The organism is Paenibacillus sp. FSL M7-1414 (assembly GCF_038003195.1).
In the GTDB taxonomy this organism is placed as follows: domain Bacteria; phylum Bacillota; class Bacilli; order Paenibacillales; family Paenibacillaceae; genus Paenibacillus; species Paenibacillus amylolyticus.
Genome location: NZ_JBBOOS010000001.1, coordinates 3,981,198 through 4,000,250, shown reverse-complemented (window position 1 = coordinate 4,000,250; position 19,053 = coordinate 3,981,198). Strand labels below are relative to the sequence as shown.

The window sequence follows — 19,053 nt, the reverse complement described above, 5'->3', positions numbered from 1 at the left end:
GATGCCGGAACTACCGGAAATGGAAAATTACCGGACCTTGCTGTCCGAGAAAATACTTGATCTACTGATTACAGGTGTTGTAATTAATCGCGATAAAACGATAAATACGGAGCCTGATCTGTTTATCAATGAACTTACAGGTAATCGCATCATATTTGTTGAGCGCCGAGCGAAGCATCTGATTTTCCACTTGGCTAATGGCAAACGCCTGGTGCTGCACCTCATGTTGGGCGGTATGATTTTCTGGGGCACGGAAGAAGAACGTCCTGATCGTTCCACACAAGTGGAAATTCAGTTTGGCGATCACATTTTATTCTTTATCGGACTGCGCTTGGGTTATTTACATCTGCTTACTTCGAAAGAAACCGAAGAGGCGATGTCTGATCTTGGACCTGAACCTTTAGATCGACGGATGAATGTGGAACGTTTTGCTTCTCTGTTGAAAGGTCGCCGGGGTACGCTTAAGACAACGTTGGTAAACCAACATATTATTGCGGGGATTGGCAATTGTTATTCGGATGAGATTGCTTTTGCTGCCGGTCTGAGACCAAGCTCCAAAACGCAGAACATCGCGACTTCACCAGAGTTGACGGAGCGTTTGTTCCATTCAATGCAGTCCGTGTTGCGTGAAGCAGCTTCTGAGGGCGGTTATATGGAAATGCCGCTGATGCAAGGGGATACGAAGACAGGAAGTTTTGACGAGCAATGTCGCGTATACGATCGGGAAGGCGAGACTTGTCCGCGCTGCGGGGGAACGATTGAACGAGTGGAAATTACGGGCAAGAAGGCATTCTTCTGTCCGAAATGCCAGCATGAAGCCTAAAACCGGAATCGGGGCACATGTCAGCACCAGAGGCGGATTTCTTCAGGCAGCCAAGAGAGCACATGTGATGGGGGCAACGGCGTTTCAGTATTTTCCGAAGAACCCGCGTAGTCTTGGTCTGAAAAGTCTGGATCTCAAGGATGCTGAGCAGTGCAGGGATTGGTGTGAACAGCAGGGACTTGCTTCGATTGCACATTCACCCTATCCCACGAATCCGGCGTTGGGCATGACCCGTGGAGAGGCGGGGTTTCATGCTACAATAGCTTCTATTCGCAATGATCTTGAAATTTCGAATGCTTGCGGTTCTGTTGGGACGGTGGTCCATTTTGGACATATCAAAACAAACGATCCGCTGGAGGGTTATCAGAACCTCATTCATTGTCTGGATACCGCCTTGGAGAATTGGAATGGACATTCAAAGGTGCTGATTGAAAATCAGGCAGGTGATCATGGCCCGATGGGCACGACAATGGAAGAAATGATACAGATTCGCAAATTGAGCCGATATCCGGAGCATATTGCATTTTGTTTTGACACATGCCATGCTTTTGCTTCAGGTTTGTGGTCGTCAGGCAACGAAGCGGCGATGCTCGAAAAGGGCAGGATGCTCGGATACTGGGATAATGTTGCTGCTGTCCATTTTAATGATTCCAAATATGCGTCTGGTTTGTGTAAGGATAGACATGCGAGGATCGGACAGGGATATATCGGCAATGAATCAATGAAAGCATTGTTAAAGGCGCCTGAGTTCCGAAATGCGGTTGTTGTGCTCGAGACAGAAACGGGTGAAGATGGAACGCACCGTGATGATATAGCGCTCATGCGTTCCTGGTTATAATGGGGAGAGGAGCGATTGTATGCATGTTTTTTTGGATGACTATCGGGCCTGTCCGAAAGGATTTGTTCTGGCAACGAATGCAGAAGAGTGCCTGATGCTGCTAAGAGAAGGTGACGTGGACATTTTGTCTCTGGATTATGAGCTTGGCCCAGATTCGCCCAATGGCGGTGAGGTCGCGGCATCCATTGTACGAGAAGGTTTATTTCCGCGCGAGATCTATTTGCATACGTCCAGTATGTTTGGGAAACGCCAGATGTACGAGATGTTATATAGCAATAAACCGGATTCGGTAACCATTCATAATGGACCAATGACGGGTGAGGTCATGCTGCGTGTTGCCGCGGGAGAAGAAAGTTAATGAAGCCAATTACATCCAAAATGTTAATGCGCAGTGTATGGGAAGGCATGCCACAGGCTGTATTTATATATACCCCTTTATGTGGGACATGTGCGGCAGCACGGCGTATGTTGGAGGTTGTTGAGCACATGCTGCCAGAAGGTATTTTATTCGAAATGAACATTCATGACATTCCTGAACTTGTACAACAATTTCAAATTTCAAGCGTTCCAGCAGTGATGCTTTTTGATGGCCAGTTAGATGTTCCAAAAATGGTTTATCGGATGAGTTCTGTGGAGCATTTGCTCTCGGAGATCCGGAAGGCGGTGCTGAAATGAGTATAATCTCGATGGAACATGTCTCACTTAGACGAGAAGATAATCAGATTTTGGATAATGTACATTTGCGCATTGAACAAGGCGAACATTGGGTTATTCTGGGTCGGAATGGTTCTGGCAAAACAACGTTGTTGGAAATGATGAACGGATATATGTTTCCAAGCCAGGGACGTATTGAAGTACTCGGTAATTTGTATGGACAATGTGACGTCAGGGAAGTACGTAAGGAAATCGGTTATATCAGCCAAACGTTAATTGAGAAACTCACGCCAAGAGATCCGGTATGGGAGGTCGTCGCTACAGGAGCTTATGCTTTTTTGCGTTTTTATCAGACAATTCCGGATGAAGTAAAAGCAAAAGCAATGAGTTTGCTGGATGACATGGGTTTTACCAACTTGGCCAACAACCCGCTTGGAACGTTATCCCAAGGGGAGCGCAAAAAAGTCATGCTTGCTCGTTCATTAATGGCTGAGCCAAAATTGCTGATTATGGACGAGCCTTGTGCCGGACTTGATTTATATGAACGTGAGAAAATGCTGGCTGAGATTGATCGTCTGCGCCAGCGTAACATTACAGTTGTGTATGTAACACATCATGTTGAAGAAATCGTACCTTTATTTACACATGTGGCCTTGATCCGCGATGGACGTATTGCGGCAGCCGGCCCCAAACATGAAGTTTTGACACAAGATACAATTAAGCATACGTACGATGTTCCGGTCGATATCCAGTGGGATAATGGTCGTCCGTGGATACGCGTACGTTCTGGAGGGTAACACAATTTGAGTACACAATCGTCTTGGGAAGAAGGCAACTTCTCCCGTTTTATCTGCACAGCCAATCATGGCTTTGCCCCTTATGCTCAGGAAGAGTTGCGCCGTACGTTTGGTGCGGTGAAGAGCACGGTACTCGTACCAGGAGAAATACTGCTTGCGGGTCTGCCTGTAGCGGAGGAAGAAGTTGCAGATAAGCTGTGGGCAGAGTATCCAACGTTTTTACGTCATATTCAACCTGTTCAGTTTCAGGAGAATACAGAAGATTCGGAGCAGTCTATTGAGAAATTGATTGCATTTGTGTTGAATCATAAGGAATTGAAAGGTGCCTCTGTCGTGCTACAGGTACGGAAGACAGAAGGGGCCTTTTGGCAAGAAAATGCAGCCTCATTGAAGCAACTGCTAACTGAAAAGCTGGATGAGCTAGGCTGTGAATGGGTTGTACGTGATGCTGAATATGTCATTTCTGTATTTGCAACGAATGATATGCTATATGCTGGCATATCCAGACCTGAACAGAACTTGTCAGACTGGAGCGGGGGAGCCGTACGTTTTCAAAAAGAAGATGGGCAGATCTCGCGTGCTAAGTTCAAATTGCTTGAAGCCGAGCAAACGTTTGGCATTGACTTTACTTCATTTCATAAAGCACTTGATATCGGCGCTGCACCAGGTGGATGGACTTCGTTCCTGCTTGAACGCGGGCTTGAAGTAACGGCGGTAGATCCGGCGAAGATGGATGCAACGCTGCTGGCATCACCCAAACTGACTTTCTTGAAAAAGAATGCAGGGGATGTGCGCTTCCGTGAAGGAGAATTCGACCTGCTCGTATGTGATATGAGTTGGAGTCCGAAGCTGATGAGCCGACTTGTGTCGGATCTTCTATATAGCCTTCAGCCTGGGGGAACAGCGATTGTTACCGTGAAGTTATTGCATAAAAAACCGCTCGCACTCATTAAAGATGTTATTGATACATTTGAGCGTTCGCGGATGCAGATTCAACGTTCCAAGCAGTTGTTCCATAACCGGGAAGAGATTACACTTTATATGGTCAAATATTAAGAGATCTAGCCTTGATTAAAGCAGTTAAAGGTATTATGAAATTGATTCGATTAAGCTCATTATATTTTGTGCTTTACAATCTATTCCTGCCTGTACTATAATGATACCAATATTAACCATAACAAACCTGAGGGAAAGCATCCCGAAGTGAACAAAACCGGATATCCGGTCTGTTCTACTTCGGTGAAGCTTTCCCTTTTTTGTTGTGTAATGAAGGAGGAATTGGTATGAGACATCCGGCCAGGCTGGAACGCGGGAGCCTGCTGGGAGGGAGATATCGTATCGTATCCATTCTGGGAACAGGCGGAATGAGCCATGTATACGAGGCGGAGGATCTGAAGTTGCCGGGCAAGATATGGGCAATTAAAGAAAGTGTAACGATAATGCCATATGAAGGCAGTATGGAGACGGAAGCCGCTCTTCTGACATCACTTCGCCATCCAAGATTGCCGCAAATTGTTGATTTTTTTGTCCCGGATGAAGACGGGTACACATACTTGGTGATGGAATACATCGACGGGTTAACGCTCAGTGAGTATTTCAAGCAGTGTCGTGGGAAGATCCCGATGGAGCAGTTGACGGAGCTTGTACTTCAATTGCTGGATGTGTTGAGTTATTTACATAATCTGAATCCACCTGTGATCTATAGGGATCTGAAACCATCAAACATCATGATTACGCCGGAATATGAAGTGAGATTAATTGATTTTGGCATCGCCAGAAGTTACAAACCGCAAAGTGCTGAAGATACCGTTAAGTTGGGAACCGCTGGTTTTGCCGCTCCAGAACAATATGGCTCGGGTCAGACCGATGCACGTTCAGATCTATATGGACTCGGAGCATTGCTCCTGTATCTTATGACAAGTGGTGCGTATACGGAATGGATTCAGGGTGTGGAAAGCTCTATCCGGAGTGATGTTCCGCGGACATACATCCCTGTGGCGAGAAGACTGTTAAGGTATAATGCCGAAGAGCGATTCCAATCTGCCGATGAGGTAAGGAAGGAACTGCTCCGAATACCCGGCGGAACAATGCCCGGTGGAGATACAACGATGACCTTGAATGGGGGAACAAGAGTTATTGCCCTAACTGGTGCTTCATCTGGTGTAGGGGTTACCCACACAGCTATAGCTATCAGTCATTATCTCGAAAGGCAAAACTTCAAAGTAGCTGTGATTGAAATGTCACCTCGCTCTCAATCCTTTGCAAGGATTCAACAAATCGCTCAAGCGGGTAAACCGGTGCCAGCAGGCAGACAGTTTGCAGTGGATGGTGTGCATTATTGGAAACAATCCGGGCGAGCGGATATTTTGTCTTTGCTTGGGGGGAGTTATCAGTTCATCGTGATGGATCTCGGTAGTGGTCAGGACCAGAACCGGCTGGAAGAATTCCTGCGTGCAGATCTGCCTATTGTTATAGGCTCAGGTGCCGAATGGAGACAGGCGGAGATTGGCGCTTTTGTTCGATCACATCATCGGTATCCACGAGAGAAATGGATATATTGTCTGCCTTTGGCAGCAGGTGAGGCTGTTCAGCGCATTCGTAAAGCTCTGGATACATCGAGTGTATATGGTCTGCCGTTACATACTGATCCTTTTGACAAGGACGCACAGATGGATAAAGTGTTTTCTCATATTTTAACGCATATGATGGCACAGCAGCCCAAGAAACGTTCGTTTTTTTCACGAAGGAAAGTACATGATTAGAAGATTACGAAAGGAGAGCCTCTTTTGTCTAAATTAAGAAAACAAAGCCGTCAACTGATCTATGCCGGACTTATTGGAGCAGGAGCTGTAGGGTTGGTGTTCGGAGGATATGTTATTTACAATGTCAAAACGATGGGGGATGTCAGGTCAGCTGTAGAAGCCCGTTATTTATCGGCATATGAGGAAAAGGAAGCTGAATTAAAGCAACAATGGGATTCGGGAGCACAAGGATGGGTTACGATTCGGGATATTGAAGCAGGTGAACCGATATTACCGGAGGATCTGAAGCTCATTGCTGTTCCGGATGCACAAGCACCGCGAAACCTCTGGTCCAGTACCAAGCAGATGGAAGGCCAAGTGGCCAAAATAGAGTTAAAAAAAGGAACAGCCATTACCACTGAGATGGTGTATGAGGATGTACCGGCACCGCCCGATTTAAGAAATCGAGAGCTGCAAGTTGTATTACTGCCGTCCTCACTTGTTAAGGGAGATATTATTGATGTTCGTATCCAATTCCCTACCGGACAAGACTATGTTCTCTTATCGAAGAAAAAAGTGGAACGACTCAATGCAGCTACCTTATGGATTACGATGACGGAGGAAGAGATTCTGTCACTCTCAAGTGCAATTGTAGATGCCTATTTACATAAAGCTTCAATCTATGCCTTAACCTATGTAGAACCACAGTTTCAGACACCTGCAATCGCGACGTATCCTGCCAATTCAGAAGTGTTAAAACTGCTGGAGAGTGATCCGAATATTGTTCGACGAGCCGAACAGGAATTATCCAGACAGGTGCGAAGTTCGCTTGAAAGTTCACTGGCCGCTTCCATGACAGCACCATCAAAAGGGGTTGAACAGGATGTGGCACAATCCTCAGTTACCTATAGCAGCCGTCCATCATCAAATAATCCGGCAACGTCGGATGGGGTGATGTGGAATGATGGTTCAGGAAACGGAGCAGGAGCTAATGCTGGAAGCGTAAATGATCCTGCTGATGCTTCACAAACAGAACAACAGAGCTTGTTAACGGGTGGAGAATAAAGTGAAATCCGAGGTTTAATTTAGAATAATTCAGATAACAGGGAGTTTGAGAAAAAGAAAGGAGTTGTAACATCTATGCATACATGGATCTTTGCGGGTTTATGTGAGAAGAATGATCTGATGTTATATCTTTGCAAGATATTGGCTTCAACAGGCAACAAGGTCCTACTCGTAGATGGAACCTTACAGCAGAAGTATGGGTACGGTGTAGGTGACAGTCAGCAGTCTTTGCGAATTACGGAATTTGAAGGATTTGATATCGCTTGTCATTTTGTCACTTCAGCAGCTGTAGAGAATCATCTTGAAGTAAATGGAGAGCGATTGGACAGTTATGACTATGTGTTATATGACATGGAGACCTCACATTTTGCATCACGTAATCTCTGGCTAACCGCTGATGTAAGAGTCTGGGTGAGTGATTATGAGCGTTACAATCTGGAACGTGGCAAGGGATGGTTGAAGCGGTTGCTTGAAGAACAGTCATTACCTGGTGAGCTGTCATTTCAGCGGCTCTTAATTAACGGGGTTGACTGCAAGCTTGAAGCTCGTTATCTGTGGGCGTATCTGGAGGGTAGTCCGTTTGTGTGGACAGGAGAATCCTTAGTGCTTCCGTGGGATGAGTTAACAGCTGCGGTTAAGCTTGAGAATGAGCATCATCGCCGAATTCATCTTGGACCTTTGTCACGAAATTACAAAAAATCATTGTGTCGCGTGGTCGAGCAGTTAACAGGTTGGGAAAGTGTTCGCAGTCGCCGTGCGATGAAAGAAGCAGAGAGGATGAGAGCATGAGCACCATTACCTTTTGGAGCCCTTTTGCAGGAACAGGTTGCACTTCGAGCACATTAATTAGTGCTTATGCGATGGCACTTCACTATAGGACAAGAGTGTTACTTGTTAATGCAGGCCTTGCCGGAACTGGCACAGAAGCTGCTCTACCATCCAAAGATACGGATTCAGCGGATTTTATGTTCTCCTTCGAAGAGGGTGGCTGGGATGCGATTGAACGGCTGCATTCGAGTGGCAGTCTGAATAAGCACAATCTCAGGGATTATACCAAGCCACTTCTGAAGGAAAGACTTGATTTCCTAACCGGAAGAATTGATGAGATGGAACGTTCCCCGCAGGAACATGGTGAGACAGTGAAAAAGCTGCTAAATGTAGCTAACGAGTATTATGATCTGGTTCTTCTAGATGCGGATCATGCTGGTGTTGATTCACAGCTCAAGCTGCAACAGGCGGACTATGTTGTAATTAATCTCGATCAAAATATGCGAAATCTAGAGTTGTTCTTTGAAGATATCCTGCCAGAACGAATGAACAATAAGAATATACATGTTGTAATTAACAAATACGATTCGCATTCCCGTGCAACGCTTTCCAATATTCGGCGCCAGTTCAGATATAAAGGCACGATATCTGCCATACCGTACACAACCGGATACCTGGATGCAATGAATCGGCGAGATGTCGCTAGATACTTGCAGTTGGAAAGTTTGACTGAGGATAAGGATATTCGTAAAGGGAGTTTTGCTGCAAGCATGAGCGAACTCGCTCGCCTGATTATGGACGGTGCAGGTATGCGCACAGTTCTGAAGAGGCTGGAAAGGGGAGCCTGAACCTCCAATGCTCTGGAATACCATATGGATAAGTTTGATTTTAATTCTGTGCCTGACTTATATCTGGTTCAAGTATAGAACATTTCTTCGTGAAAAGAATGCTCGTGTGCCTGAACAGGAATCATTCACGATTGACATGTTGATTGAACAGGTGAAGAACTCACTTCATGAGCTTAGTCATAGTCAGCTCGCGGATGCGGGTCTGCATGAAGAGGAATATCGTCGAAGAATTAATCAGCGTGCCGAGATGAGAAAAGCACTGAAGGGCTGTGTCTCAGGCAGTATCAGCGACAAAACGTATGTCAAAAATCTGATAGGGGATCTCCTGACCCGAAGCATAGGGCTGAACAAATCAAATGTAGATGAAGTTATTTTGTTTGCAGAACCAGATTTGTTGACGATCCAGGACCGATTCGAAATTGTGTTTTATCTGTACCGACAGCAATTCGGTGTGGATGCACTCTCCCGAATGATTGATACATACGATCTTGGCAGACTGAGGATGGAGGAAGGTACGGACGATGGAGGAAGTTATTATATCTCTGAGGAGGATATTCAGTATGTGTTCGAGTGCGAATATCGAGAGCTTGGATTCAGAGAAAAGACGGATATTATCGTTCAACGTATCTATCAGCATTATAAAGGGTTCTCGGTTGTTGATGAGATAAGAGACCAACGTATTGACGGCGTTAGTGGTGGTGTCAGCGGTATGCTTGATGCTGTTCATAATATGGGGCTTCAAAAACCGGCATCATGGAATGATTTGCTGGATCAAGGACTGGAGGATGATGCATATGAAGAACCGCTTAGCGGCATGGAAAGTGTCTGGATTTTCTATAAAGGTAAGTCCATTCATCTATCCTTTCTGTCCTTCGGCAGTATTCGTGAACTGAAAAGGGTATGCCAGAATATATACAAATACAATTATCCCGGACAGTTGTCGGAAGCAAGTGGATACAAGGTGAACGAGATGAAAGACGGCTCCCGTGTCGTTGTTGTTAGACCACCTTTTGCAGAATCATGGGCGTTCTTCGTGCGGAAGTTCGATATTCCGAATGCTTCACTTGAACAATTGATTACGGGTAACAACGCAAATCTGCCAATTACATTGCTTCAATACCTGATGAAAGGAAGCCGGATCACAGCTGTAACCGGGGCGCAGGGTTCTGGTAAAACAACGTTGCTTATGGCTATGGTCAAACACATCTATGCATCGTACACCCTTCGGGTGCAGGAGATGGCGTTTGAACTTCAATTAAGACGGATCTATAGTCGGCGTAATATTTTGAGTTTCCGAGAGACTGAACACATTTCAGGTCAACAAGGGCTTGATTTGCAGAAAAAAACGGATGGTACCGTCAATATTCTCGGTGAGGTGGCGAGTGATGAGGTGGCCGCATGGATGATTCAAATGTCTCAGGTTGCCAGTCTGTTCACCCTGTTTACCCACCATGCCAAAACGTTTCGTGATCTGGTCTTCTCCCTCCGTAATTCCTTGCTCAAGACAGGTATGTTCCAGCATGAGCATATTGCTGAGGAGCAGGTTGTGAGTGTCATCAATTTCGATGTTCATATGAAGAAAGATGCTGAGGGACGAAGATATATCGAACGAATTACGGAGTGTCTTCCTCGTGCGAGTCAAGGTGACAGTGTGGAAGAGAGGGCAGGTTTTACATTTCGTAATGTTGTGGAGTACAGAGATGGAGCGTATGTTTCAACAGCTCCAATCTCCTCTGGAAGCATGGTGGATATGCGAGAACAGATGACATTAAAGGATGCCGAGAAGTTTGAACTGTTTATGAAGCAACACTGGGGTGATCAGCATGACAATTAAATGGATTTTGCTCCTCGTATTAAGTATTTGTGCAGGAGGTTTGCTGATCACACTTCTGGTTTTAAGCATGTTACGTCACAGAGGAGGTGGTTCAACAAGTCAATCCGGCGTGATTTTTGCTCCTACCGGGAAGGGATTCAAGGGACTGGGATCAATCTTGTTGCAGTCCTACCGTCTTGGAATGAAAGTGCCACTGCTATCAGCTTATATTCTACAGGTGCAGAAACGTATTTCATTCCGCCATGTTGGGGATCAGCCCTCACTTCGCAGGCTGACGATGACAGTGGTTCTGATTATTCTTGGAGGTTATGGAGGCATAAGTGTCATTCTATTTCTTCTGCAGCCGGGTATCGCTTTTGTAATACTTTCCGTACTCTGTGCTGTGGTGCTAAACAGCTTGGTATTGGATATGTGCCTCAGTCGTATGGAAAAAAGGTTGCTGGTGCAGATGTTGGATGTCTTTGCAGATGTAAGGCATCGGTATCATCAGCATGGCATGGTTGAGGAAGCGCTCTATGAAGCCGCTGAAGCAGGTACAGGAGAAGCAGCAGAACAGGTAAGACTGATCTACGAAGCTCTAACTTCTCCAGATCCAAATGAAGCACTTGAGCGTTATTATGAAGTGGCTCCCAACCGTTTTCTCAAAGGATTCGCCGGCGTTTCTTACATGGTTATGGAGTTTGGGGATAAGGACAGAGCACAAGGCTCTATTTATCTTAACGGACTGGGTAACCTGACTCAGGAGATCCATCTGGAGATTTTGCGGCGTGATAAATTGGATTACCTGCTCAAAGGACTTAATATCATCGCGCTAGCTCCGGTATTGTTCACCGCTCCAATCGAACGCTGGGCCAGAGTCAGTTTCCCAACGATGGATGAATTTTATCGCAGCAAAATCGGTTTTGTTACCAAAATATCGATCTATGTCATCATTATCCTTGTTTATTTGCTTCTGCAAAGGCTCCAGCAATACGATGAGACCCGTTACCGGTCAGGGCATAAGCATTCATGGTTGGATCAGTTTCTGTACAGGCAGACCTTCATACGGAAATTGGCGATGTTGTTTGCAGCGAAACCTGGCAGTGCACAGTACAGTCAAACGATACGGCTCATGAGGGAGAGCAGTTCAGAGTTGAAATACGAATGGCTTGCCATTCGTCGAGTGATGTTATTCGCAGGTTGTTTGGTCCTTACAATGGTGTGCATCTTGCTGTTGCACCAGGTTGAACGTAACCACATCTTGTATGATCCAATCCGCGATGATCGAATGTTTGGTGCAATGGCTGAAGCGGATCTCAGGAAAGCTGAGGAAAAAACAGCGTTGGATCAATCCGTGTTGGAAAGTGTAGAAATGAACCGAGGAGCTACATACGAAGAAGTCTCCAAAGCGTTACAGCAGTTATCTCCAGTTCAGTTAGACCATGATACCCAGAATGAGACCATCACGCGCATTATGCAGAAACTTGAGGTGTATAACAAGCAATATGTACGCTGGTGGGAAATGATTATAGCCATTCTCATGGGTGCAGCAGGGTACTACATGCCCGTATGGCTCATGTTATTTCAGCGGAAAATGCGAAGGTTGGATATGCGACATGAAATATATCAATTCCAGACAGTGATTTCCATTTTGCGTGAGATGGACCGGATGTCAGTCGAGGAGATATTGGAGTGGCTTAATCGATTTGCCGTCATTTTCAAGCGCCCGCTGCAAAAATGTTTGTTGCATTTTGAACATGGACCAGAGCTTGCACTTGAACAATTAAAGGAGGAGGCGGGCTTGCCCGAGTTCCAGCGACTGGTTGATAAATTACAGCTTGCCCTTGGCAAAATCTCAATATGTGAAGCCTTCGATGATCTTGAGAGCATGATGGCATTTTATTTTGAACAACGCAAACAGGAGTACAGCAAAATGATAGATGTCAAAGCATCATGGGGGAGAACCATTGGATTTACACCTATGTACGCCCTTATCTTTTTGTATCTGGTTATTCCATTAGTCGGTATGAGCTTCTTACAGATGAGCATTTATTATGAGCAAATTCAGAAACTGTAGCACAATTCATCTGTGTGACAGTCTGAAATAGTTTAATAACTTATAACTTGGGAGGATTTATCATGAACAATGCATCAAGCGCTTTAAAGGTGGCAGCAGGGATATTCTTAACAATCGCTTTGATCACAATTGTAGTTCTGTTGTTTATTTCGGCTCAGGAGGCAACCAAGACGGCCCAGAACAATTTTGCTGATATCCAAACCGAGTTGTCCCAGGCTGCATTTACGGTATATGACGGAACAACCATCAGTGGATCACAGGTAACGAATGCGCTGCGTAAATATGCGGACAAGGATCAGTTCGGTATTCAAGTTATTACAGGTAAAAATAAAGCGGGTCAATGGTACGGCAATCAATTAAACATTTCACAGGATCTCAATAATGCGGACTACGGCTCGGTTATTGCACCCGACGATAAAGTGGGGATTATTAACCAGACCATGAGTGAAAAAGAAAATCAATATGTCAATCCAAGTGGTAAATTCAAAGCCATTATCGTAAAAGACCGTTCGAACGTGGTAAGAGGGCTGATCTTCCAGCAATCCTGACAGGAGTTGGTTTAACATGTCAAGGAATACACAGCATCTCATGTTGTTTTGTACGGCGGTTGTCCTGTTTGTGACAGCCTGCCTGTACGGGCAACAGAATGTTAAGATTTTATCAGCGGCCTTGAACGACAGAGTACAGACAACAGCAGGCATGGAAGGTCGGCTGACAACAACACTGCATACCACCAATCCGTATCAGTATAGTGGTGCGGAAGTGTTGCATACCGTTAGACAGATGACAGGCACAGGCATTACTGTGGAGGTAGATGGAACTTCGTATGTGATCGATCCACTTGTCAGCAAAACAGAGACGATTCCTGTCCAGCTCGATGCCACCTACAGACCAGAGTTTATAAGAAATGAAACTGGAGAACTGCTCAAGATTTTTTTTTGGAAGGAGGCGAGTGTGAATTGATTAATGCCGCATCCAAGCTGCTTGCCGTATTGCTCGCAGTCCTTCTGCTCTATGTGTACCCAGCTGCTGAAACAGCCGATCGGCAGGATGATATAGCACGTATGACGGCTGTTCAGAATGTAACACGTTTTGTTGATGCTGTTCGAACAAAAGGGTATATTTCACCTCGAATGTTGGCTGAGTTTGAGGAGCAACTGGCTCAGACAGGCAATGTGTATGAGGTATCCATGGAACATTTACATAAGAAATATGTACCTCATTATATGGATCCGATGGACAATAACAGTTTTAACGGGACCTATGAGGTAGTGCAGGATGGATATTATGCAGCTCAGATTCGAGAAAGACTATTCCCATCCTCAGGTGTGATACCGATTGATGATGCTGGCCGAAGATATACGTTGACGACAGGGGATTTTTTCACCGTTACTCTCCAAAATACAAATCGTACACCTTCCATGCTCATTCGTGAATGGTTGAGTGGTACGGCTCAGGGTTCAGCAGTATTTGTAACATACGGAGGTATGGTCCTCAATGAAGATTACTGAGCTTTCCATTGTATTCGTGCTGATCTTTTTCCCGCTCTTCTGGATCATCTCACTCCATACCCAAGATGCCGAAGAGGCTCAATATCTTGGCCAACGATACAGAGCTGCACTTCAAACCGCAGTCATGGATGCAGGTGCAGTGATGCATCAGAATGAGAAGCAAAATGATGAAGCAGGTTATGATTCAACCAAGTTTGTTAAAGCGGACAAAGAGCTTGCCTTGTTGACATTTACGCAGACGATGGCTTTGAATATGGGGATTCAGAATGATCCTGCAGCTATTCGAAACATGTTTAATTACATTCCTGCCGTGGTTATTCTGGATTATGATGGCTATTATATGTTGTCCACAGAAACAGAGTTGACAGGAAACCGTGAAGATTCTTTAAGGCAAGTGTGGAGTCCCAAGAAACCTTATACATATTCAGATTCTAATGGTAACAGTATTAACTTTACACTGGACGACTACGTATATGCCTTTGACGCAAGCGCAGGGAAATGGATTGAGGGATTCCAAAAAGAACTGGCCTCAAGCACACAGATTCCTTTACTTCAGAATACCAGCGTATTTGAGCAAGTTAGACAAAGCCGGATTGTGACTGCTGTACAGGATGATCTGGCTGATGTGATTAACCGCCATAATGAGTTTGCCAGAAAGAACGGTATTTCCTATACGTTTACGATGCCCCTGATTGCGCAGGAAGATTGGTACAACTCCATTAATGATACAGGGATTATGGCCTTTATCCAAGGTATAGGTGTGGGTGACCAGAAGATCAACAACTACGCAATCGGTGGAGGCAGACTTGTGAAGAAAACGGCCATCGTAGGTGGGGTAGATCCTTTAACGGGTATCAAGTACTATTATCCCTCCACTTGTGGCAATGGTTACCGTGCTGAAGAGGTGTTCACAGACGCAAGACAAGCAGCTGCACAAGGCTATTTCGAATATAAATGCTCTAATCGTTAGGGTAGCCTGTATGACAAAATTATGTAAGAGGTTCCTGAACTGTTTACATTACTTTCAGAAAAGACGGGACCTGTGCTAGAATAGGGTTTCGGAACAATAATAAAAGTAATGTCTAATAGATAGGAGCAACCTCATCTTATGAGTTTATTGTCAGTAGAGAACGTAAGTCACAATTTTGGAGATCGCACGTTATTTAAAAATGTATCGTTTCGTTTACTTGCCGGAGAGCGTGTAGGACTTGTTGGTGCCAATGGTGTGGGTAAATCCACATTAATGAACATCCTTACCGGTAAATTGCTTAAAGATAGTGGAAAAGTGGAATGGACACCTAAGGTCCGTTATGGATATCTGGATCAGCACACGAAGCTTACCCCAGGCAAAACCATTCGTGACGTTCTTAAAGATGCATTCCTTCCGTTGCTTGAATTAGAAAAAGAAATGATGAATATAACGGACCAGATGGCAGATGCAGATCCAGATAAGCTGGAGCAGTTGCTGGAAGAGATGGGCGATATTCAGGAACAACTGGAACAGGGCGATTTTTATCTGATTGACGTAAAAGTGGAAGAGATGGCCAATGGTCTTGGTTTGTCCGCAATTGGTCTTGATCGGGATGTCGCAGCTCTAAGTGGTGGGCAACGTACCAAGGTGCTTCTTGCCAAGCTTCTGCTTGAGAAACCTACAGCCCTTTTGCTGGATGAGCCGACCAACTATCTGGATGTAGAGCACATTGAATGGTTGTCACGTTACCTGAAGGACTACCCTCATGCGTTTCTTTTAATCTCCCATGACACGGAATTCATGAATGAAGTCGTAAATGTCATTTATCATTTGGAATTTGCCAAATTAACGAGATATGCAGCGAACTATGACAAGTTCCTCGAGATGGCTGATATGAATAAAGCCCAGCATATTGATGCGTACGAGAAGCAGCAAGAGTACATCAAGAAGCAGGAAGATTTCATTCAGCGTAACAAGGCACGTGCTTCAACTTCAGGTCGAGCGAAGAGCCGGGAGAAACAGCTGGACAGAATTGAACGTATTGATCGTCCAGATGAAGCGGCCAAACCAACATTCAAATTCAAGGATGCCCGTGCGAGTAGCAAAACGGTCTTTGAGGGCATTGATTTTGAAATTGGATATACGTATCCTTTGCTGCCTAAGATGACAATGACAATTGAACGTGGTGAGAAAATTGCCATCGTAGGTTGTAATGGTGTGGGTAAATCAACACTGCTGAAAACCATCCTGGGAAAAATATCTCCACTCAGTGGAAAGACTTTCTTGGGAGATTATCTCGAAACGGCCTATTTTGAGCAGGAAGTTCGTGCTGGGAATATCACGCCGATTGAGGATGTGTGGAATGAGTTTTCACATTTGACCCAAAATGAAGTCCGGGGTCATCTCGCTCGCTGCGGGTTGAAAAATGAGCACATTACCCGTCCGCTTAACATGCTGAGTGGTGGAGAGCAAGCCAAGGTTCGTCTATGCAAACTCTTGATGCGTGAAAGCAACTGGATTCTATTCGATGAGCCGACGAACCATTTGGATGTCACAGCTAAAGCTGAGTTACAGCGTGCCTTGCAAGAATTCAAGGGAACGGTGTTGCTGGTATCTCATGAACCTGATTTCTACGAGGGTTGGATTACCAAAACATGGAATGTTGAAGAATGGTCTGAGAAAAACTAGACAATTCAAGCAACGCTTAATAGAAATGAACGGTGACAAAAAAATCCTTCTATGGTAACATAGGCTACAACTTCATATGAACACTAGGGGGGCCGCACGATGTGGCTGAGATGGAAGAATGCGATTCCGGACCCTTTGCACCTGATCTGGATCATACCAGCGTAGGGAAGTGGCGAGCGCGTTTCAGTGAATGACGTGAGCAAACGGCAATTCGAAAGAATTCAACCGTCTTGCTTAGTAAATTGAAACATGCAGTTGCGTGTATAACGTTATGGCTATAAGGTCTATAGCTTTATTGCACGAAATGAACTGTATGTATCAGTCAGTCATCTGGTCCTATAATTAATACGCAGCCACTCCCCTACGGGAGTGGCTTTTTTGTGTTTTCATAGCATTCACACATGGAAGGGGATGAACAGTACGGTAAGTTCTCATGAACATGTTCACGAATCATTTGAATTGCATGTTGTATCTACGGGTGTAGGGAATCAAGCATCTTTTGTAAAAGCTGCAAAGGACGTTTGGCCATGGGTGGACTACATCCATATACGAGAGAAACAACTCTCGTGGCAAGACAAGATCGGTTGGGCTGAAAGTCTGCGTAGCGTTGGCGTTCCATCTTGTCGCATCGTTATCAATGGTTCAGAACTGCCACCACAGAATGACATCTATGGCGGTGTACATTGGGGGCAAGATGCGATACGTAACTATAACCCTGCTGTAATAAGCAATGTGCAGCGACTTCGTTTGGGCGTATCTGTTCATTCAATCGATGAGGCAAAAATCGCTGAAGAACGGGGAGCCGATTACCTTTTCTTCGGGCATGTCTACTCAACCAACAGTAAGCCTGATCTTGAACCAAGAGGATTTTATGCTCTGGCTGAAGTGTGCTCTGGTGTCTCCATTCCTGTCATGGCAATTGGGGGCATCGAACCGGGAAACATTCACGCTATTCGCTCTGCAGGCGCACAGGGAGTCGCTGTGATCTCGAATGTATGGGCGAGCGATTCCCCGGATCGGGCTGCTGCATTATTAAGGCAGGCTATCGTTGCTACAGAAAGTTTGAGCCGCTGAATCAAGGAGATGAGAGGATGAAAAAGATCATTACTGATAGACCGGATAAGATTCATGCAGAAACGATTATTGTAGGTGGAGGCGTTGTTGGTTGTGCCATTGCGTATGAGCTGGCTTCCCGTGGACAGGATGTGCTGTTGCTGGAGCGTTCGGCGATTGCGGGAGGCACTTCTTGCGCGGCGGCTGGAATGCTGGCGGCAGATAGTGAGGATTTTGCTCATCCTTTGATGGCTAAGCTCGCCAGGCAGAGTAGACAGTTACTTATCGAGCAACAGGTGCTAATGGCTACACTCAGTGAGGTAGAGACTGGCCTGCAACGCCAGGGATTCCTAACTCCTTTTCGTTCATACAGTGAATTAAGTAGTTATAAGGGCAATCGGAAGTCTGCGTTATCTGCTGATGAGGTGTGGTGGGATCGTTCCGTTGTGCAACAGGAGGCATCATGGCTTAACAGAGATACGTATGGAGCCTATTACAGACCTTACGAGAGTGAGATTCTTCCAGTCCATCTAACGAAGGCATATGCTGAATCCGCTCAAGCATTGGGAGCACGGGTTATGGAGGACATACAGGATATACGTGTGCAAGCAAACGAACACGGCGTGCAGGGAATCACCACATCGATCGGTGAGATGAAATGCAAACATGTCATTATAGCGGCTGGATTACAGAGTGAAGAGTTGATGAGACATGTGAATCTGAGCTTGCCTGTGTGGTCGGTAAAAGGTGAAATAGCCGCCGTTCAGTTCTCAGATGAACATGCAGGGTACAGACCTGACAGAACGGTGTATGCAGAGGATATCTATATTGTTCCCAAAGCCAATGGCGAAGTTTGGCTTGGGGCAACCAGTCTGCCAGGCAGAACGGATTTAAACGTTTCTGTACAGGGTGTTCAGAAGCTATTAACAGCGGCTACCCACTGGGTGCCTGGGATGAAAGAAGCACAATTTTTGCGGGCGTGGGCAGGCGTAAGGCCGGCAACTCCGGATGGTCTGCCTTATATAGGTGCTTGCGAAAGTGTTCCCGGGCTGTTGGCCGCCTTTGGACATTACCGTAACGGTATTTTGCTCAGTGCGATAACAGGCAGACTAATCGCTGAATTGCTCAAGGGCAAAAGCTCAGAAGAGCTCGGAATTGAGGCGCTGAGCCCTGAGCGATTGAACAGAAAGGGAGTGGTGCAGTGAATATCATCGTTAATGGTCAACGGATGGAGATTGAAGACAGATTGAATCGTGTGGATAAACTGCTTCAATCTTTTGATCTGCAAGTCAAGACTGTAGTTGTAGAGCTGAATAAACATATTTTAACCCGCGAGTACCATGAAACGACGGCATTAAGAGAAGGCGATCGAATTGAGATTGTACATTTTGTAGGAGGCGGTTGAT

20 protein-coding genes and 1 riboswitch are annotated in these 19,053 nt (G+C 45.4%); all 20 genes read left to right on the top strand.

Annotated elements, in window-relative coordinates; translation table 11 throughout:
• Position 1 precedes the first annotated feature (1 nt).
• The 20 genes from MHH92_RS17350 (at position 2) to thiS (ending at position 19,052) form a co-directional block, all read left to right on the top strand.
• A complete protein-coding gene (locus MHH92_RS17350; RefSeq protein ID WP_091029323.1) occupies positions 2–823 on the top strand; it encodes an Fpg/Nei family DNA glycosylase in 822 nt (273 codons plus the stop codon).
• A complete protein-coding gene (locus tag MHH92_RS17345; protein ID WP_100527376.1) occupies positions 813–1,661 on the top strand; it encodes a deoxyribonuclease IV in 849 nt (282 codons plus the stop codon). Before MHH92_RS17350 ends, MHH92_RS17345 begins: the two co-directional genes overlap by 11 nt.
• 19 nt (positions 1,662–1,680) lie before the next feature.
• Positions 1,681–2,019 carry a cyclic-phosphate processing receiver domain-containing protein gene (locus MHH92_RS17340; protein WP_017688046.1) on the top strand — a complete coding sequence of 113 codons (339 nt, stop codon included), beginning with the start codon at positions 1,681–1,683 and terminating at the stop codon, positions 2,017–2,019.
• Entirely contained in the window at positions 2,019–2,336 is a 318-nt protein-coding gene (locus MHH92_RS17335) for a thioredoxin family protein (RefSeq protein ID WP_076210096.1), read from the top strand. The genes MHH92_RS17340 and MHH92_RS17335 overlap by 1 nt, the downstream gene beginning before the upstream one ends.
• Before the next feature lie 2 nt (positions 2,337–2,338).
• The gene (locus MHH92_RS17330; RefSeq protein WP_340907699.1) at positions 2,339–3,112 is read left to right on the top strand and encodes an ABC transporter ATP-binding protein; all 774 of its coding nucleotides are present in this window, start codon (positions 2,339–2,341) and stop codon (positions 3,110–3,112) included.
• Positions 3,113–3,118: 6 nt separating this feature from the next.
• Positions 3,119–4,168, top strand: coding sequence for an SAM-dependent methyltransferase (locus MHH92_RS17325; protein ID WP_340905211.1), 1,050 nt, complete (start codon positions 3,119–3,121; stop codon positions 4,166–4,168).
• 227 nt (positions 4,169–4,395) lie between these two features.
• Positions 4,396–5,874, top strand: a complete 1,479-nt coding sequence (locus MHH92_RS17320; protein ID WP_340905209.1) for a serine/threonine protein kinase — start codon at positions 4,396–4,398, stop codon at positions 5,872–5,874.
• Positions 5,875–5,898: 24 nt separating this feature from the next.
• Positions 5,899–6,918 carry an SAF domain-containing protein gene (locus MHH92_RS17315; RefSeq protein ID WP_340905208.1) on the top strand — a complete coding sequence of 340 codons (1,020 nt, stop codon included), beginning with the start codon at positions 5,899–5,901 and terminating at the stop codon, positions 6,916–6,918.
• 75 nt (positions 6,919–6,993) lie between these two features.
• A complete protein-coding gene (locus MHH92_RS17310) occupies positions 6,994–7,707 on the top strand; it encodes a hypothetical protein (protein WP_340905206.1) in 714 nt (237 codons plus the stop codon).
• On the top strand, positions 7,704–8,534 hold the full coding sequence (locus MHH92_RS17305; RefSeq protein ID WP_340905204.1) for a hypothetical protein: 831 nt from the start codon (positions 7,704–7,706) through the stop codon (positions 8,532–8,534). The genes MHH92_RS17310 and MHH92_RS17305 overlap by 4 nt, the downstream gene beginning before the upstream one ends.
• A 7-nt stretch (positions 8,535–8,541) precedes the next feature.
• Positions 8,542–10,368: an ATPase, T2SS/T4P/T4SS family gene (locus MHH92_RS17300; RefSeq protein ID WP_340905202.1), complete on the top strand. Its 1,827-nt coding sequence runs from the start codon at positions 8,542–8,544 to the stop codon at positions 10,366–10,368.
• Entirely contained in the window at positions 10,358–12,424 is a 2,067-nt protein-coding gene (locus MHH92_RS17295) for a hypothetical protein (protein ID WP_340905200.1), read from the top strand. Before MHH92_RS17300 ends, MHH92_RS17295 begins: the two co-directional genes overlap by 11 nt.
• 62 nt (positions 12,425–12,486) lie before the next feature.
• Positions 12,487–12,972, top strand: coding sequence for a hypothetical protein (locus MHH92_RS17290; RefSeq protein WP_036673846.1), 486 nt, complete (start codon positions 12,487–12,489; stop codon positions 12,970–12,972).
• Between the two features lie 16 nt (positions 12,973–12,988).
• The gene (locus MHH92_RS17285) at positions 12,989–13,387 is read left to right on the top strand and encodes a hypothetical protein (protein ID WP_340905198.1); all 399 of its coding nucleotides are present in this window, start codon (positions 12,989–12,991) and stop codon (positions 13,385–13,387) included.
• Positions 13,384–13,935, top strand: coding sequence for a hypothetical protein (locus tag MHH92_RS17280; RefSeq protein ID WP_340905196.1), 552 nt, complete (start codon positions 13,384–13,386; stop codon positions 13,933–13,935). The genes MHH92_RS17285 and MHH92_RS17280 overlap by 4 nt, the downstream gene beginning before the upstream one ends.
• Positions 13,922–14,905 carry a hypothetical protein gene (locus MHH92_RS17275; RefSeq protein ID WP_340905194.1) on the top strand — a complete coding sequence of 328 codons (984 nt, stop codon included), beginning with the start codon at positions 13,922–13,924 and terminating at the stop codon, positions 14,903–14,905. Before MHH92_RS17280 ends, MHH92_RS17275 begins: the two co-directional genes overlap by 14 nt.
• A 138-nt stretch (positions 14,906–15,043) precedes the next feature.
• On the top strand, positions 15,044–16,594 hold the full coding sequence (locus MHH92_RS17270) for an ABC-F family ATP-binding cassette domain-containing protein (RefSeq protein WP_340905192.1): 1,551 nt from the start codon (positions 15,044–15,046) through the stop codon (positions 16,592–16,594).
• 75 nt (positions 16,595–16,669) lie between these two features.
• A riboswitch (TPP riboswitch) is annotated at positions 16,670–16,779 on the top strand.
• Between the two features lie 226 nt (positions 16,780–17,005).
• Complete coding sequence (locus MHH92_RS17265) at positions 17,006–17,668, top strand: thiamine phosphate synthase (protein ID WP_340905189.1); 663 nt, start codon at positions 17,006–17,008, stop codon at positions 17,666–17,668.
• Positions 17,669–17,685: 17 nt separating this feature from the next.
• Positions 17,686–18,852, top strand: a complete 1,167-nt coding sequence (gene thiO / locus MHH92_RS17260) for a glycine oxidase ThiO (protein WP_340905187.1) — start codon at positions 17,686–17,688, stop codon at positions 18,850–18,852.
• Entirely contained in the window at positions 18,849–19,052 is a 204-nt protein-coding gene (gene thiS, locus MHH92_RS17255) for a sulfur carrier protein ThiS (RefSeq protein WP_036613636.1), read from the top strand. Before thiO ends, thiS begins: the two co-directional genes overlap by 4 nt.
• Position 19,053: the final 1 nt, after the last annotated feature.

What these genes read in the sequence shown, in the direction of transcription:
- MHH92_RS17350 (WP_091029323.1), top strand. Translation starts at nt 2, where the DNA reads ATGCCGGAACTACCGGAAATGGAAAATTACCGGACCTTGCTGTCCGAG.
- MHH92_RS17345 (WP_100527376.1), top strand. Translation starts at nt 813, where the DNA reads ATGAAGCCTAAAACCGGAATCGGGGCACATGTCAGCACCAGAGGCGGA.
- MHH92_RS17340 (WP_017688046.1), top strand. Translation starts at nt 1,681, where the DNA reads ATGCATGTTTTTTTGGATGACTATCGGGCCTGTCCGAAAGGATTTGTT.
- MHH92_RS17335 (WP_076210096.1), top strand. Translation starts at nt 2,019, where the DNA reads ATGAAGCCAATTACATCCAAAATGTTAATGCGCAGTGTATGGGAAGGC.
- MHH92_RS17320 (WP_340905209.1), top strand. Translation starts at nt 4,396, where the DNA reads ATGAGACATCCGGCCAGGCTGGAACGCGGGAGCCTGCTGGGAGGGAGA.
- MHH92_RS17310 (WP_340905206.1), top strand. Translation starts at nt 6,994, where the DNA reads ATGCATACATGGATCTTTGCGGGTTTATGTGAGAAGAATGATCTGATG.
- MHH92_RS17305 (WP_340905204.1), top strand. Translation starts at nt 7,704, where the DNA reads ATGAGCACCATTACCTTTTGGAGCCCTTTTGCAGGAACAGGTTGCACT.
- MHH92_RS17300 (WP_340905202.1), top strand. Translation starts at nt 8,542, where the DNA reads ATGCTCTGGAATACCATATGGATAAGTTTGATTTTAATTCTGTGCCTG.
- MHH92_RS17295 (WP_340905200.1), top strand. Translation starts at nt 10,358, where the DNA reads ATGACAATTAAATGGATTTTGCTCCTCGTATTAAGTATTTGTGCAGGA.
- MHH92_RS17290 (WP_036673846.1), top strand. Translation starts at nt 12,487, where the DNA reads ATGAACAATGCATCAAGCGCTTTAAAGGTGGCAGCAGGGATATTCTTA.
- MHH92_RS17285 (WP_340905198.1), top strand. Translation starts at nt 12,989, where the DNA reads ATGTCAAGGAATACACAGCATCTCATGTTGTTTTGTACGGCGGTTGTC.
- MHH92_RS17275 (WP_340905194.1), top strand. Translation starts at nt 13,922, where the DNA reads ATGAAGATTACTGAGCTTTCCATTGTATTCGTGCTGATCTTTTTCCCG.
- MHH92_RS17270 (WP_340905192.1), top strand. Translation starts at nt 15,044, where the DNA reads ATGAGTTTATTGTCAGTAGAGAACGTAAGTCACAATTTTGGAGATCGC.
- MHH92_RS17265 (WP_340905189.1), top strand. Translation starts at nt 17,006, where the DNA reads ATGAACAGTACGGTAAGTTCTCATGAACATGTTCACGAATCATTTGAA.
- thiO (WP_340905187.1), top strand. Translation starts at nt 17,686, where the DNA reads ATGAAAAAGATCATTACTGATAGACCGGATAAGATTCATGCAGAAACG.